The following is a 14,834-nucleotide window of genomic DNA, read 5'->3' on the forward strand; positions in this document are numbered from 1 at the left end:
AGCTTCCTTGACCGCTGAAGCTGCTGTATGCGCCTTGATTCGCTGTGCTGCCGGACGGGCCGGAGCTGTTGCCGCTATACGTGCTTTGCACGATGCCGCCGGACATACCGCTGCCAGCCATACCATGGCTGCCCGATGGCGCATAGCTTCCTTGACCGCTGAAGCTGCTGTATGCGCCTTGATTCGCTGTGCTGCCGGATGGGCCGGAGCTGTTGCCGCTGTACGTGCTCGCCACGATGCCGCCGGACAGACCGGCTCCGGATGACGGCGCTTGACTTTGAGGTCGTAATGGTTGAAAAGTCATGCCTTAGCCTCCTTGTAGGATATGAAATGGGCCGAACCTGCGCTCAGCACTCGCCATTATTATGGATAGACAGGCAGGAGGTTTATGCATTTTCCTTTTTAAATTGTTGCTGCATGGACAAGTAAGCCTTTGGACTCTCGCGGCAATTGATTGTACAATGGATATGGCTTGTTTTGGACTTATCGAAATGTAAAGGAGCTTATCAATGTTTGAGTGGAAAAATATCTTTCGTGGAATTCTGATTGGCGCCAGCGATCTCATTCCTGGCGTCAGCGGCGGAACAATCGCTCTCGTCCTCGGGATGTACGAGCGCCTCATCGCCGCCATAAGCGGGTTTTTCAGCAGGGAATGGAAAAAGCATTTAGGCTTTCTCATTCCGTTGGGAATCGGGATCGGGGGCTCGCTGCTGCTGCTCAGCCACTTGATTAAATGGCTGTTGGCAGAGCATCCCCAGCCGACGTTCTTTTTCTTCATGGGATTAATTGTCGGCATACTACCTTTTCTGTGGAAAGAAGCGGACGTCTCCCGATCCTTCAACGCCGTCCACTATTTATTGGCGATTGCCGCAGGGGCAGCCGTAGCGGCCACCGCTTTCCTCCGGCCCGACGGACAGGCTCCCGTTATTGAATTGACTGCCTCATCCGGCGTTTTCTTATTTCTGGCCGGATGGCTCGGAAGCATGGCCATGATTCTGCCGGGCATCAGCGGCTCCTTCGTACTGCTGCTGCTCGGAGCCTATCCAACGGCGATTCACGCGCTCTCCACCCTCGATATTCCGTTGATCGCCATCATCGGGAGCGGAGTAATCGTCGGCTTTATCGTCAGCAGCAAGTTCATCCGCATGCTGCTCGCCCGCTTCCCGGCCGTGATGCACGCATTAGTCCTCGGGATGGTCGTCGGCTCGCTCGTTGTCGTATACCCCGGGTTGAACGGATCGGCGATGATGCTCATCATCAGCATCGTTACGCTGGCAGCCGGATTCGCCGTGGCATTCCTTCTGGGGCAGCGCCCGACGCAAAAAATAGAAGCAAAAATCACCTCCCAATAACAGAAGGCACCGGCCGCCACGGCCAGTGCCTTCTTCCGCATATATGAAGTAGATCGTAGATGATGTGAGATTATTTGGCGTCGGTGTAGCGATGATATTCTGCATGCAGCGGGCGGAGCTCCAGCCACCGCTGGAAGGTTACCCCTTCCCGCTGCTCTCTGCCCAGGAGATGCTCCATGTCGTGAATGCGGACCTCGGGCAAGGACCCTCTGCCCTGACAATGCACGCTGACAGCCAGCGTCAACGTATCCGGATAGCCGGGAATCGCGGAAGACAGCCGCCCTTCCAGTGGCGCATTCCCGATCGGGTGTGCCCCGCGCTCGAACTTGGATGAGCCTGCGGCGTTATCGGGGCGGATCTCCACCCATACTTCCCAGCGGATATGTCCGCGGCCATTGCCGTACGGGACGCTCAGGCTTCCGCGTACATAATGATAACGGCCGTCCATGACGATCTCGCCGCCCATGAAGCGGCAGCGCTCCTCCCGCTCCCAGGGCTCGATCTCCGTCACATAGAATGGAGCCGAACAATCCGTATATACCCCGAAAGTAAGCTTCTTCTCCGGCTTGCGCAGCCGGATGCGATGGCGCCGTCTCCTCCCGACGCCGGGCGAACTCGAGTTACCGTTCACATCATCAATCATTCTCATCTCTGTATCTCTCCCTCCACTAATAATTTACGCAAATTCTGGAAGATTGAAAGAGGGAGATTGTGAACATTTTGTAACAAAAATCAACATAAATCAACATGAATCAACATAAATATTTCGAATTATGTCGAATATTCTCAGGAATTACACGTAACTCCATGCATCTGGCTTAAAACGGTACGCTGATACTATCTCTCTTTTTGATTTCAAAATGGGATTTCATCTCAATTAGACCCATCCTCAAAAAAACCTGCAAGCCGTTCGCTTGCAGGTTTGCTTCATGCCCCTATTCGTTTCCATCCGCTTAGCGGTTCAATAGGCTGCCCACATAACGCAGCAGTTCGTTCGCGCAGACCGGGCAATAGCCGTGCTCCTCCATTAACCGGGCGGACACCTCGTTGATGCGCTTCAATTGATTCTCGTCCGGCGTCTTCGTCGAGGTCGTAATTTTCACGATATCCTTCAAATCAGCGAACAGCTTCTTCTCGACCGCTTCCCGCAGCCGTTCGTGGCTGTTGTAATCGAACTTGCGTCCTTTGCGGGAATACGAGGACAAGCGGATCAAAATTTCCTCGCGGAATGCCTTCTTTGCGTTTTCCGATACGCCGATTTGCTCCTCGATCGAGCGCATCAGCCGCTCATCCGGATCCATCTCCTCATCGGTAAGCGGATCGCGAATTTTTTTCCAATTGCAGAAGGCTTCGATGTTATCAAGATAATTCTCGAACAGCGTCTTCGCCGACTCCTCGAAGGAGTAGACGAACGCTTTCTGCACTTCCTTCTTCGCCAGATTGTCGTATTCCTTGCGTGCCACCGAGATGTAATTGAGGTACCGCTCCCGCTCCTCCTTTGTAATCGAAGCATGCTGATCCAGACCGTCCTTCAACGCCCGCAACACATCCAACGCGTTGATGCATTGCAGATCCTGCTTGATTAAGGCGCTCGATATCCGGTTAATGACATAGCGCGGGTCAACCCCCGACATCCCTTCCTCGGAAAATTCGCTCTGCATTTCCTTCAAATCATTCTCTTTATAGCCCTCTACCTCTTCACCGTCGTACATGCGCATCTTTTTGACCAGATCCATGCCCTGCTTCTTCGACTCCTTGAGCCGGGTCAGAATGGAGAAGATAGCGGCGGCCCGCAGCGCATGCGGCGAGATGTGAACATGCTTCATGTCGCTCTGGTTAATCAGCTTGGCATATATTTTTTCTTCCTCGGACACTTTAAGATTGTACGGTATCGGCATCACGATCATCCGGGACTGAAGCGCTTCATTTTTTTTGTTGGCAATGAAGGCCTTGTACTCCGATTCGTTCGTATGGGCCACGATTAGTTCATCCGCACTGATCAACGCAAATCTTCCCGCCTTGAAATTGCCCTCCTGGGTAAGAGACAACAGATTCCAGAGGAATTTCTCGTCGCATTTGAGCATCTCCTGGAACTCCATCAAGCCGCGGTTCGCCTTGTTCAACTCCCCGTCGAAGCGGTATGCCCGCGGGTCGGACTCCGATCCGTATTCCGTTATCGTCGAGAAATCAATGCTTCCGGTCAAATCCGCGATATCCTGGGACTTCGGATCGGACGGACTGAAGGTGCCGATGCCGATGCGGTTCTCCTCGGAGATCAGCACGCGTTCGACCGGTACTCGCTCAATGTCGTTCCCATATTCGGTGCGGAGCCGCATCTGGCACGCAGGGCACAGATTGCCCTCGATGCGTACGCCCAGCTCTTGCTCCACTTCAGCTCTCAGCTCATTCGGAATCAGGTGCAGAGGCTCCTCATGCATCGGGCAGCCTTTGATCGCATAGACGGCTCCCTTCTCCGTGCGCGAGAATTGCTCCAAGCCCCGCTTCAGCATGGTCACCAACGTTGATTTGCCGCCGCTCACTGGACCCATCAGCAGCAGGATGCGCTTGCGCACATCAAGACGTTTGGCTGCAGAATGGAAATACTCCTCGACCAGCTTGTGAACGGCACGGTCCAGACCGAAGATTTCCTTCTCGAAGAAGGCATATCGCTTATGCCCGTCAGCCTCCTCGACGCCGTGTGACGCAATCATCTCATACACGCGTGCATGAGCCGTCATCGCCGGTGTCGGATCTCGACGCAGCAATTCCACATATTCTTTAAAGGTACCAGTCCAGGCCAATCGTTCGCTCTCGGCGCGGTGCTCCGAAATCCGCTTGAAAATATCCATACTCTATACCTCCATTGCTCCCGATTTGCAACACAGCCCTTCATCGCCGTTCGCTTCGTATACGGTATGCACGTTTCTCAACGATTGCTCATGCTTCTTACAGACTGGCCGCGCCTCGCGGGCTTTCTCGGCCCTGCTGGAGCGGATGCGTGAACAAAGTGTAATACATACTTATGCGGCCCGGACGGATGATTAGCACGATAATTTGCAGACCAAATTGGAGAAAAGCAAGCCCGCTCCGCTCGTGTTATACTCGTGTTATTAACGATCCGCGGATGCCAATAGCGCAGGAAGCGACCGGAACATGCGAGTCGGCCAATGTTCGGATGGATGAGAGGGGTATCGGGCATGGAAGCTTTAGACCATCATGAAGCAAAGCCGGCCAGAGCGGCGGCTCGGAAGGAATCGGAGCTGTACGCTCCGTTGAAAGAATTCTTCGAAGCAAGGGGATATATCGTGCGGGGCGAGGTGCGCCATTGCGATCTGGTCGCGATGCGGCCCGAGGACGAGGAGGGGCAGGAGGAGCCGCCGATTATTGTGGAATTGAAGCCTTCCTTCAATCTGACGCTTGTCCTGCAGGCTCTCGAACGGCAGAAGCTGTCGCCGCAGGTGTATGTCGCAGTCGAGAAAAAAAAGGGAGGCAAAGGTCACTCCGTCTCTTCCCTGCGCCAGCTGTGCGGCAAGCTCGGCATCGGCTTCCTGCTTGTAACGTTCTATAAGCGCAAGGCGCCATTCGTCGAGATCGTCTGTACGCCGGCCGGCTCGGCGGCCAGCTACATGGAGACACGGCCCGTGAAGACGAGAGCGGCCCGGCTCGTGCGCGAATTCAGCGCCCGCAGCGGGGATTACAATGTGGGAGGCACGACGAAGCTGCCGCTCGTGACGGCTTATCGGGAGAAGGCGCTGCGCGCGGCGCATTGCCTGGCGGACGGCCCGCTCCGGGCCGCCGCCGTACGGGACGGCAGCGGCGTCGGCGATGCGGCCGCCATCCTGCAGCGCAATTATTACGGCTGGTTCGAGCGCATCAGCCGCGGCGTCTACGCACTAACCGGGGAAGGGCGTGAGGCGCTGGAGCGTTACGCCCATGTCGTGCTCGATTGGCACAAGCCCGGGGCCGGGACGGCAGAGGTCACCGGCCTGCCGCTGGCGAGCGATACATGAGAGGCCGCCCGGGGCTACTCGCCGGCATAGCGGCCGAGGAATTCGGATGCGGCTTCGCTCAGCCGCTCCATGCCCGTGCGGATCACGTCCGGCTCCGCGAAGGAGAAGTTGAGCCGCATCGTGTTGCGCTTCGGCTCTCCGGCATAGAATGGCGTTCCCGGAACGAAGGCGACGCCCTTGTCGACGGCGCAAGTCAGCAGCGTCTTGGAATCCAGGCCCTCCGGCAGTTCCACCCAGAAGAACATGCCGCCTTGCGGCTTGTTCCAGACGGAGCTGCTCCAGATGCTTCGGGACAGCTCCGCTTCCATCGTTTCCATTCTTTCCTTGTAAATGGAAGACAATTTATGGATGTGATCATCGAGCTTGAACACTTCCGGCAGCAGCATCTCGCTCAGAATCAGCTGATCCAGCACACTGGTATGCAGATCAGACGATTGCTTCGCCCGCGCCATCATGCCAATAATCTGGCGATCGGCGACAGTCCACCCGGTTCTTAATCCAGGAGCGACCGTCTTGCTGAACGTGCTCGTATAGGCGACGAGACGATGATCCGTCTCGCCCTCCAATGCAGCGATACTGGGCACGCGATCTGAAGTGAACCGCAATTCCCCATACGGGTCGTCCTCCAGGATGACCGTTCCATGCTCCCGGCACAGCTTCAGCAGCGCTTGTCTCCGCTCGACGCTCCATACCCGGCCGGTCGGATTACCGAACGTCGGAACCACATAGACGAACTTCGGCTTATGCCGCTTCAGCTTCTCCGCCGCATCCTCGGGGATCATGCCTTGGTCGTCGCTGTCCACCGGGACGATGTTCGCTTGATTCATACCCAGCACCTGCAGGCAGGCCAGATAGGTCGGATTTTCCACGAGGACCGTATCCCCCGGATCCAGCATGGCCCGCGCGAACAGATCCAGCGCCTGCTGCGATCCGCTCGTAATCAGAATCTCATCGACAGCGGCCGGAATGTTCCGATGCGATCCGAGACGGGCTCCCAGACGCTCCCGCAGCACGGTCGTCCCTTCCGTCAGGCCGTATTGAAGCGCTTGCGGGCTTTGCTGCAGCACGCGATCTGCCGCGTAGCGAATCGCTTCCATCGGGAAGTATTCTTCGGCTGGCAGGCCTCCTGCGAACGAGATAATCGATTTTCCTTGCGTTAATTTTAAGATATCGCGTACGGCCGAGCTCTCGACAGATGACACGCGGGTAGAGAATGAGTATTGCATTCGGCTATCGCCCTTTCCCATTTTTCAAAAATGATACACCCAATACTTGTAATATGCAATGGGATAGCCGTTGCAAGAAGTGCAGTCTTGTCACTTGTGAGCGCATACGTCATTATTCAAACGAACAGAGCTTTTTTTCCGCATCTTGGGGGAAATCTAGTATTTTTTTGTTATTTCTATGTCTATTTTGTATGTTTTTTGCAAAATTCTATCCCCCAGTGATAGAATACATGCTAGAATAGTAAATGTTTTGACGAAATACGACTTCATTCGAGGTGATTAGACTATGCAGCCATCCACGAATTCCACTCCCGAGACCACCCGTCGCGCTCGAACGAAGACTAGCGGTTCGAATGCCAAATGGTTCCTTCTGTTCTGGGTCGTCATGATCGGGATTGGCGTGACTGCGACCTACTTTTATAGTGATCATATGAAAAAGACTCTGCTGCAAGATTTGCAGAAGCAGACCGAAGCCCAGTTGAAGACCGTACAGCAGTCCTACGAGCAGCAGCTGGCCGACATGAACAAAAAGCTGGACGAGATGCAGAGCAAGGTGGACACGTTCAACCAGCTTCTCACCTTCACGAAGGACAATGCGTCGGATAAGACCGACAACAGCAACAAGCTGTACACCCAATTGAATGAAGTGAAGAAGCAGTTAAATGAATTGAAGAAAAAAATGGATCTATTGAAATAGCAGTGAGGCGATATGATGAATGTGCGAGTGAAACAAATAAACCGGCTGTTCATGCTGGTTACCGCCCCGTTCATAGGGATGATGATCTGGATGCTGGTCTCCACGCTGCACGTCACGGCGGAGGTGGACTGGTCCCCGTCTCCTGAGCCGGCGGGCTGGACGGACAAGAACGAGAAGCTGTACATAAGCTTGGATGAGGCGCAGCATACGGCCTCCTTCACGGTAGAATCCATACAGAAGACGTCGACACTGTACCAGCAGACGACCCAGGCGATGAATGATATCGTCAGCACCGCCGGCACGCAGGCGAAGCGTCCGGAGCAAATCTATGACCGTCGCATCTCGGCCAAGCTTGGCACCGTGAAGGAACGGATCGACAGCGATAAGCTGCGGGCCGAATTGTACCGGATTAACCAGCCGACCTATCAGGGCTATGCCATGAAGGTCAAGCTGAAGGATCCGTCCGCCATGCGCCTGACGCTGGGCAAGGACAAGTACGGCGGGGCCGAGACGACCATGCAGGCCGTCAAGCGCTATGGTGCTGTCGCCGGAATCAATGCCGGCGGGTTCGCGGACGGGAAGGGCAACCGCTATCCGCTCGGCACGACGGTCATGGACGGGGAATATGTCAATTCGTTCGAGCCGACCTACAAAGACTTGGCGTTCGTCGGACTCGATGTCGGCGGGAAGCTGATCGGCGGCAAATTTTCGGAAAAGCAGCAATTGGATACATTGAAGCCGCAGCATGGGGCTACCTTCGTGCCGGCGCTGCTCAAGAACGGCCGCAAGCTGGCGATACCGCAGAAATGGCAATCTTCCCGGGCTCCGCGCACCGTTATCGGCAATTATAAGGATGATCAATTATTAATCCTCGTCGCGGATGGGTATGATGAGAAGGGAAGCTCCGGCGCCAAGCTGGAGGAGCTGCAGGCGAAGCTGTCGAACCTTGGCGTCATCGATGCCTACAATCTCGATGGCGGCGGCTCCTCGTCGCTTATCTTCAACGGCCGGGTGGTCAACAACCCGTCGGACGGAGAGCTTCGGGCGCTGCCGACTCACTTTTTATTTTTCAAATAAAACAGTATAGCAGCAACGGGCCGAAATAAACCTATTAGAATACCACAGAATGCGTTCGTCGCGCCGTGCGATTTTTCACGTTTATCATTTCCTTTTTGGCATGTCTTGGTTATAATGAGATTAGATCAATGGAGGTGGGCGTACCATGACGATGACGTTCTGGATTATCGTGCTCGTGATGGCCATGTTCTTGACAGCTATCTTAACGGCAGGTTATAACGACGATAAGACCACAGGCTTATAAAGGCGAAGAAGCTTCCCGGACACAGGGAAGCTTTTTCTGTAGCTGGGACAAGCCGAACACTGGTTAGCGCAAGCCAAAGAAAAGCCACGGCATTTTCAGCCGCGGCTTCGTTCGTTCGACAGGATCTAGCTCGCTTTTAGCCCAATTTCATACGAGTTAATTTCAAAGGTAATAATTTTATCATAGATAATGACATCCTTGCGCTGCTTGAACGGGCCTTTATTATTGCCTTGCTTATCGATAGTGAACGTGACTGGTCCCGTTCCGCCAGCCCGGCCTTCATACCAGCTGATGAATGCATTTACTTCTTGCATGGACACGTCGTATTCTTTGTCCGCCCCGTTAATCAGCGTAATCCGGAGCAGAGCCCGATCCCCCGTACCGCCGGGTTCTCCTGGCTCTCCCGGTTCACCCGGTTGACCTGGTTCTTCAGGTCCCGGCCCCGGATTGTTCCCCGCCTGCGGCGTAACGGCCACTTCATTGGATGTCGCGAACTCCTCAGCTTCATATAAAGCCGTGACGACATAATAGTAGACGGTTCCGTTCATAACACTTGTATCGGTATAATCGTAAGTGCTCGATGTAACGGTAGCAAGCGTTGCGTATGGGCCTCCCATCGTATCAGAGCGTTTCACGTTGTAGCCTGTTGCCTCATTGATAGTATTCCAGCTTAGCGTCACACTCGCGTCTCCTGCCGTTCCGTTCAATAGAATCGGCTCTGCCGGAGGCACCCCGGTCGTCTTCCCGAACACGTTCCACTCGGCAACCGTGGAATACGATCCGGTCGACTTCAGCACCACCGTTGCCACATTCTGAACGGGCTCCGGCAGTGTTTCCACGCTATCGTTGGCGGCAGGTGTATAAGAAAGCAAGAGATTGTTGCTCGCATCGTACAATTCGACTACCGCATTGCTACCGGAATATCTATTGATAATGACAGCCGAGATTTCCGTTGGCCCACTAAAGGTGTGCCAGACGAATTTGCCAGCGTTCACGTCATAGCGCGAAGACGCATTATTATCCGTCAATACCCGCACGGATTCAGTCGGATTCGCCAGTGAAGCTCCTGCCTTGAGCGTCCGCCCGTCCAGCAGGCCGCCGGTGTACTTCGTAGCGTTCGGTCTCATACTCTTCTCGCCGGAGTGGGCGCTCTCTCCTGCTTCGTTAAGCGCGCTTACGACATAGTAGTATGTGGTGCCGTTGGTGACGGCCTTATCCGTATAAGCAGTGCCCTTTACATTCGAAGCGAGCATGGCGTATGGGCCTCCGGGGGAGGTTGCCCGCTTGATATGGTATGCTTTCGCCCCCGTCGATACCCACTCGAGCGTTACCGTCTGGTCGCCACCGTAGATCCAGTTGATTGCGGGAACGGAAGGCGGAAAGGAAGGCGTTGCGAACAAGTTCCATTCCGCAATGGTAGAATAGGAGCCCGTCGTTTTTAATACCGCTGTCTTCACATTTTTAACGGGAACAGGCAATGATTCAATTCCATCGTTGGCGACGGGGTTATAGGAGAATAGCAATTGATTGTTCGCGTCATAGAACTCGATCACCGCGCCACTGCCGGAATACCGATTGATGATGACGGCGGAGATTTCCATTGGTTCGTTGAAAGAGTGCCAGACGAATTTGCCAGCGTTCACATCATAACGCGATGACGGGTTGTTATCGGTCAATATCCGGACGGATTCGGTCGGATTCGCCAGAGATGTACCTGCCTTCAGCGTTAGTCCGTCGAGCAGACCACCAGTATACTTGGTGGCGTTCGGCCTGATACTCTTCTCGCCGGAATGGGCGCTCTCTCCTGCCTCATTGACAGCGCTAACGACATAGTAATACGCAATGCCGTTCGTTACGGCCTTGTCCGTATAAGCAGGATCTTTCACATTCGCAGCCAGCATGGCGTACGGTCCGCCCGGTGACGTGGCACGCTTGACATGGTATGATTTCGCCCCTGTCGATCCCCATTCGAGCGTTACTGTCTTGTCGCCAGCCTGAATCCAATTGATGGCGGGAACGGAAGGAGGCGCCGAAGGCGTGGTGAACACGTTCCACTCCGCAATCGTGGAATAGGAGCCGGACGATTTCAATACTACCGTCTTCACATTCGTGACGGGAACAGGGAGCGATTCAATTCCGTCGTTCACGATAGGTTGATGTGATAACAACAGATGGTCGTCCGCATCATAGAATTCGATTACGGCATTACTGCCTGAATACCGATTAACAATTACCGCGGAGATTTCCGACGGTGCGGAAAAAGAATGCCATACCGGTTTACCAGCGTTTACATCAAATCTCGTCCCCGCATTATTATCCGTCAGCTGCGTTACCGGACTGCCCGAAGGCTGCCCTATGGCGCTTCCTGTTAGCAGCGGGATTCCGTCCAGGAGACCGCCCGTATATTTGCTTGCCGCGGCGTTCACGGGTCCGGCATGGATCAAGCTTGCAATCAACGTTAGCACGATGCACAACCAGCCGATTTTGTGTAATCTCATCTTTCTGCCCCCTAAAAAATAATTTTTAAGTAATAATATGTAATTCAAGTTCCATTATATAACATTACAGCGGTTTGAGGTATTGTCGTTTTTATGACTTTATACAAAAATTATGTAATTATTATTAATAATCATCATGGAATCTTTATAGAAGGAGTAGCAGATGAACAGGTTTTGCCAAAAAATGATATAAAAAAAGAAGCATCTTGCGATGCTTCTTGGCCTAGCTAGCGAACGAGATGCGTCATCTCATTCATGCATGGAGAACATATGTATCGTTCCTTGAATTCAGCGACTCCATCCATGGACCCGCAAAATACGCACTTCGGACGGTAGCGCTCCAAAATAATATGGTCGCCTTGCACCAAAATTTCGACAGGATCCCCCTCGTTCATCTGGTAACGTTTTCTCAATGATTTGGGCAACACAATGCGTCCCAGTTGATCGACTTTACGAACTACTCCGGCAGGTTTCATCTGTTCCACCTCTCTTGTATATACTTCCTCATGATTACCCTTAGAAAACTCTGCTTCTATTACTTCGCTACTAGAGACGAAATTCCTGCTGAAAAATGTCAATTAATTTCGTTTTTATCTATTCTGTTCATCTAATGTCTATATGTCCCTGGCAGGAAAGTATGCCGCATTCCGCTGCTGGCGGGCAATCCAGGCGCACGATGTCTAAGCACAACGTCCCATATTTCCTTCAAATTTTCTGCGACAATAGACTCAGCGGCGAAGACTGTCCCTGCCGGACGCAGGAACAAGCCTTCCCTCCGCCGCCTATTTGAGCAGGCCGGGAAACTCGAGCTGGCGCAGCGCTTCGTAGACAATGATCGCCGCCGAATTCGACAAATTGAGCGATCGGACCTTGTCGGTCATCGGCATGCGCATGCATGTTTCGCGGTTCGCCTCGATCAGCTGGGGGGGCAGCCCTTTCGTCTCTTTGCCGAAGACGAGGAAGTCGCCGTCCTGGAACGAGAAATCGTTGTAGCATTTGTCTGCCTTGGTCGTGGCATAAAAAAAACGCGAATCCGCGTATTGATCCAGCACCTCTTGGAACGAATCATGATATTCGATATGGACAGCGTACCAATAATCCAGACCGGCACGCTTCAACGTCGCGTCATCCGTGCGGAAGCCCAGTGGCCGCACTAGATGCAGGTGGGTGCCTGTCGCGGCACAGGTGCGGGCGATGTTGCCGGTATTGGCCGGAATTTCCGGTTCCACAAGCACGATATGCAGTGCCATTCTGTTCACCTCACATTCTGAACCCATTATACAACATCATGCCAAAAATCGCGATTTAACATCCCGTTTACGTTTGTTTAATATAGCGCTGACGTTCCCCTTGCATAATAGAAGCAGAATGTAATCGATGGGAGGGAAAGTTATGAACTCCAAAATACTTGTCGTTGACGATGAGCCATCCATCTCTACCCTCATTGAATATAATCTGAAGCTGGCCGGTTACGAGGTCATGTGTGTCTACGATGGGGAAGCGGTATTCGACGTGCTTCCCACCTTCCGGCCCGATCTGATCGTGCTGGACCGGATGCTGCCGAAGAGCAGCGGCCTGGAAGTATGCCGCAAGCTGCGCGAGCGGAGCAATATGGTGCCGGTCATCATGCTGACCGCCATGCAGGAGGTCGGAGATAAGATCGACGGGCTGAACAACGGGGCCGACGACTATATGACGAAGCCCTTCTCTCCGCAGGAGCTGATCTCCCGCATTCAGGCAGTCATGCGCCGCATCCGTTCCTTGCCGCTTCATGACGACGGCCAGGTCTATCAGATCGGACCGCTCACCGTCATGGCCGATCAGCGGGAAGTGAAGCTGGACGAGCGCGCCATCGAGCTGACGCCGAAGGAATTCGAGCTGCTCGTCTTCTTGTGCCGGCACCGCGGCAAAGTGCTTAGCCGGCAGCAGCTTCTGCAGGGCGTCTGGGACTATCATTTTCTCGGGGATACCCGTATCGTCGACGTCCATATCAGCCATCTGCGCGACAAGCTGGAAAAGAATGCGCGCAATCCCGACTATATTATGACGATCCGCAATGTCGGCTATAAGCTGACCGAGCCGGCCCGGCGCCATCTCGCCGCGGAAGGATAAACCCCCATACCGTTAAGGCGTGCCCGCTGTTCTCAGGAACAAGCGGGTTTATCGCTTATGTGACAAAAAAATAGCGCGGATCGCTTCGATTCAATCGCGATTATATCCGCGCCGGGGAACGCTATGGCTCACATTGATGCGTGAGTTGGCAGCCGCAACACCGCAGATAGAGCCGCCGGACTTGCTGCATCGTCACTTAAATTGTCCTGCCAGCGTTTCTTTAAATCCAAAAAAATACGTAAATAAAAACCCGCAACCATAAGCTGTCAAAATGCCTGCCGCATAGCCGAACATTCCATTCAACCCGCCGTCTATAAGCGGAAATAAAGATAAACCGGCGACTCCAATCGATATCGAAGCGACCTGGAAATAGGCGATAACAGCTCCACCAACGCCTGCCCCTAAGCAAGCCGTCAAAAAGGGCCGCCCCAATGGTAAGGTGACACCATATAACAATGGTTCTCCAATACCTAGAAATCCTACCGGCAAAGCTCCAAGAATCGCTCGTTTCAACGTTTTTTTCCTAGTTCTAGCGAGGATGGCTAGTGCAGCCCCCACTTGACCTGCCCCACCCATAGCCTGAATGGTAAAAAGCGGGTCATTGCCCGTCTGATTAATAAGTTCCAAGTGAAAAGGAAAAAATCCCTGGTGCAATCCGGTTGCTAGAAGAGGCAGGAAAGACGCTCCCAGAATAAAGCCGGCTGCAATTCCGCCAACATCTAATAAGCCCATTAATAGCTGCGTGATCCCCCTGGCAATAAATCCTCCTACCGGCATAAAAACGAAATAGGTCAACAACCCGGTAATGAAGAGTGTGGTCGTTGGCGTAACAATAATATCTAAAGAAGCCGGCACTTTTTTTCGGATTTGCTTCTCGATATAGGACATGAGAGCAACCGAGAGAAGAACACTCACGATTCCCCCGTTGCCTGGAACGAGCTTTTCTCCGAATACGGAAATGTCTGCAATCGCGGGATTAATGATTAGACCGCCTGCTATCGCTCCCAGGACGGGAGTTCCCCCAAATTCTTTTGCCGTATTAAGACCTACCAAAATAGCTAAATAGGTAAATAAAACGCCCCCAATTGCTTGTAAAATCAAAATAAACGTATGTTGCGTAAAATCGATTCCCAGTGCCGTGTTTAAAATTTGTGGAACCGCTTTCGAAATACCGTTAATTAAGCCGCATGCGACAAGCGCAGGAATAATCGGAACGAATATATTGGCTAACCGGCGAATAAATTGTTGGAGCGGATTCTTATGTTTCTTGCGAAAATTTTCTTTGTTTTGTTTGGAAATTTCTTTAATATCGATATCTTCTTCATTTTCTTCTCCATCATTTTTATAAATTTTCTCAAGCTCTTCCCGGACATGATTTACTTTACCCGGCCCGATAATGATTTGAAGAGTATCCTCTTGCACCACTCCTGCCACGCCTTCAATCTGCTTTAAAGCATCTATATGAACCTTTTCTTCATCAATTACCTTAATTCTTAACCGGGTCATACAATTAAAAAAGGATTCGATATTGTTCTTACCGCCTACCGTCTTATATATTTCACCAGCTAGAGCGTGTCTTCAAACCTAATTTAACCATAACAAAATAGAAGCCAACGAT

General features: G+C 52.8%; 13 protein-coding genes and 1 pseudogene. 6 read left to right on the forward strand and 8 right to left on the reverse strand.

Annotated features, from left to right (window positions below):
• Nucleotides 1–304, reverse strand: a pseudogene (locus tag DQX05_RS29075) (hypothetical protein); the annotation flags it as partial.
• A gap of 205 nt (nt 305–509) precedes the next feature.
• Here DQX05_RS29075 and DQX05_RS29080 point away from each other — a divergent pair.
• Nucleotides 510–1,352 carry a DUF368 domain-containing protein gene (locus DQX05_RS29080; protein WP_119796724.1) on the forward strand — a complete coding sequence of 281 codons (843 nt, stop codon included), beginning with the start codon at nt 510–512 and terminating at the stop codon, nt 1,350–1,352.
• Between the two features lie 70 nt (nt 1,353–1,422).
• Here the strand turns inward: DQX05_RS29080 and DQX05_RS29085 are convergent, their stop codons facing one another.
• Together DQX05_RS29085 and DQX05_RS29090 are read right to left on the reverse strand one after the other, a co-directional pair.
• The gene (locus DQX05_RS29085; protein ID WP_119796725.1) at nt 1,423–2,001 is read right to left on the reverse strand and encodes a DUF2199 domain-containing protein; all 579 of its coding nucleotides are present in this window, start codon (nt 1,999–2,001) and stop codon (nt 1,423–1,425) included.
• A gap of 304 nt (nt 2,002–2,305) precedes the next feature.
• The gene (locus tag DQX05_RS29090; RefSeq protein ID WP_119796726.1) at nt 2,306–4,201 is read right to left on the reverse strand and encodes a PrkA family serine protein kinase; all 1,896 of its coding nucleotides are present in this window, start codon (nt 4,199–4,201) and stop codon (nt 2,306–2,308) included.
• 348 nt (nt 4,202–4,549) lie between these two features.
• Here DQX05_RS29090 and DQX05_RS29095 point away from each other — a divergent pair, with 348 nt between their 5' ends.
• On the forward strand, nt 4,550–5,362 hold the full coding sequence (locus tag DQX05_RS29095) for a DUF2161 family putative PD-(D/E)XK-type phosphodiesterase (RefSeq protein ID WP_182914954.1): 813 nt from the start codon (nt 4,550–4,552) through the stop codon (nt 5,360–5,362).
• Nucleotides 5,363–5,376: 14 nt separating this feature from the next.
• Here DQX05_RS29095 and DQX05_RS29100 read toward each other — a convergent pair whose 3' ends face one another.
• The gene (locus DQX05_RS29100; protein WP_119796728.1) at nt 5,377–6,588 is read right to left on the reverse strand and encodes an aminotransferase-like domain-containing protein; all 1,212 of its coding nucleotides are present in this window, start codon (nt 6,586–6,588) and stop codon (nt 5,377–5,379) included.
• 286 nt (nt 6,589–6,874) lie between these two features.
• Here DQX05_RS29100 and DQX05_RS29105 point away from each other — a divergent pair, with 286 nt between their 5' ends.
• Together DQX05_RS29105 and DQX05_RS29110 are read left to right on the forward strand one after the other, a co-directional pair.
• The gene (locus DQX05_RS29105) at nt 6,875–7,285 is read left to right on the forward strand and encodes a hypothetical protein (RefSeq protein WP_119796729.1); all 411 of its coding nucleotides are present in this window, start codon (nt 6,875–6,877) and stop codon (nt 7,283–7,285) included.
• 15 nt (nt 7,286–7,300) lie between these two features.
• A complete protein-coding gene (locus tag DQX05_RS29110; protein ID WP_119796730.1) occupies nt 7,301–8,362 on the forward strand; it encodes a phosphodiester glycosidase family protein in 1,062 nt (353 codons plus the stop codon).
• A 369-nt stretch (nt 8,363–8,731) separates the two neighbouring features.
• On the opposite strand, the gene DQX05_RS29115 is transcribed toward DQX05_RS29110, so the two are convergent.
• Nucleotides 8,732–11,104, reverse strand: coding sequence for a fibronectin type III domain-containing protein (locus DQX05_RS29115; RefSeq protein ID WP_119796731.1), 2,373 nt, complete (start codon nt 11,102–11,104; stop codon nt 8,732–8,734).
• 93 nt (nt 11,105–11,197) lie between these two features.
• Between DQX05_RS29115 and DQX05_RS31235 the strand changes: the two genes are divergently transcribed.
• Nucleotides 11,198–11,335, forward strand: a complete 138-nt coding sequence (locus DQX05_RS31235) for a hypothetical protein (RefSeq protein WP_182914955.1) — start codon at nt 11,198–11,200, stop codon at nt 11,333–11,335.
• Here DQX05_RS31235 and DQX05_RS29120 read toward each other — a convergent pair.
• Together DQX05_RS29120 and trmL are read right to left on the reverse strand one after the other, a co-directional pair.
• A complete protein-coding gene (locus DQX05_RS29120) occupies nt 11,332–11,580 on the reverse strand; it encodes an AbrB/MazE/SpoVT family DNA-binding domain-containing protein (protein ID WP_006676399.1) in 249 nt (82 codons plus the stop codon). The two genes, DQX05_RS31235 and DQX05_RS29120, sit on opposite strands and share 4 nt — an antisense overlap.
• 306 nt (nt 11,581–11,886) lie before the next feature.
• Entirely contained in the window at nt 11,887–12,354 is a 468-nt protein-coding gene (trmL, locus tag DQX05_RS29125; protein ID WP_119796732.1) for a tRNA (uridine(34)/cytosine(34)/5-carboxymethylaminomethyluridine(34)-2'-O)-methyltransferase TrmL, read from the reverse strand.
• Between the two features lie 142 nt (nt 12,355–12,496).
• Between trmL and DQX05_RS29130 the strand changes: the two genes are divergently transcribed.
• Entirely contained in the window at nt 12,497–13,216 is a 720-nt protein-coding gene (locus tag DQX05_RS29130) for a response regulator transcription factor (protein ID WP_119796733.1), read from the forward strand.
• A gap of 192 nt (nt 13,217–13,408) precedes the next feature.
• Here the strand turns inward: DQX05_RS29130 and DQX05_RS29135 are convergent, their stop codons facing one another.
• Nucleotides 13,409–14,773 carry a PTS transporter subunit EIIC gene (locus DQX05_RS29135; protein WP_119796734.1) on the reverse strand — a complete coding sequence of 455 codons (1,365 nt, stop codon included), beginning with the start codon at nt 14,771–14,773 and terminating at the stop codon, nt 13,409–13,411.
• Nucleotides 14,774–14,834 lie beyond the last annotated feature (61 nt).

Origin of the sequence: Paenibacillus thiaminolyticus (assembly GCF_003591545.1) — a bacterium.
Lineage (GTDB): Bacteria > Bacillota > Bacilli > Paenibacillales > Paenibacillaceae > Paenibacillus_B > Paenibacillus_B thiaminolyticus_A.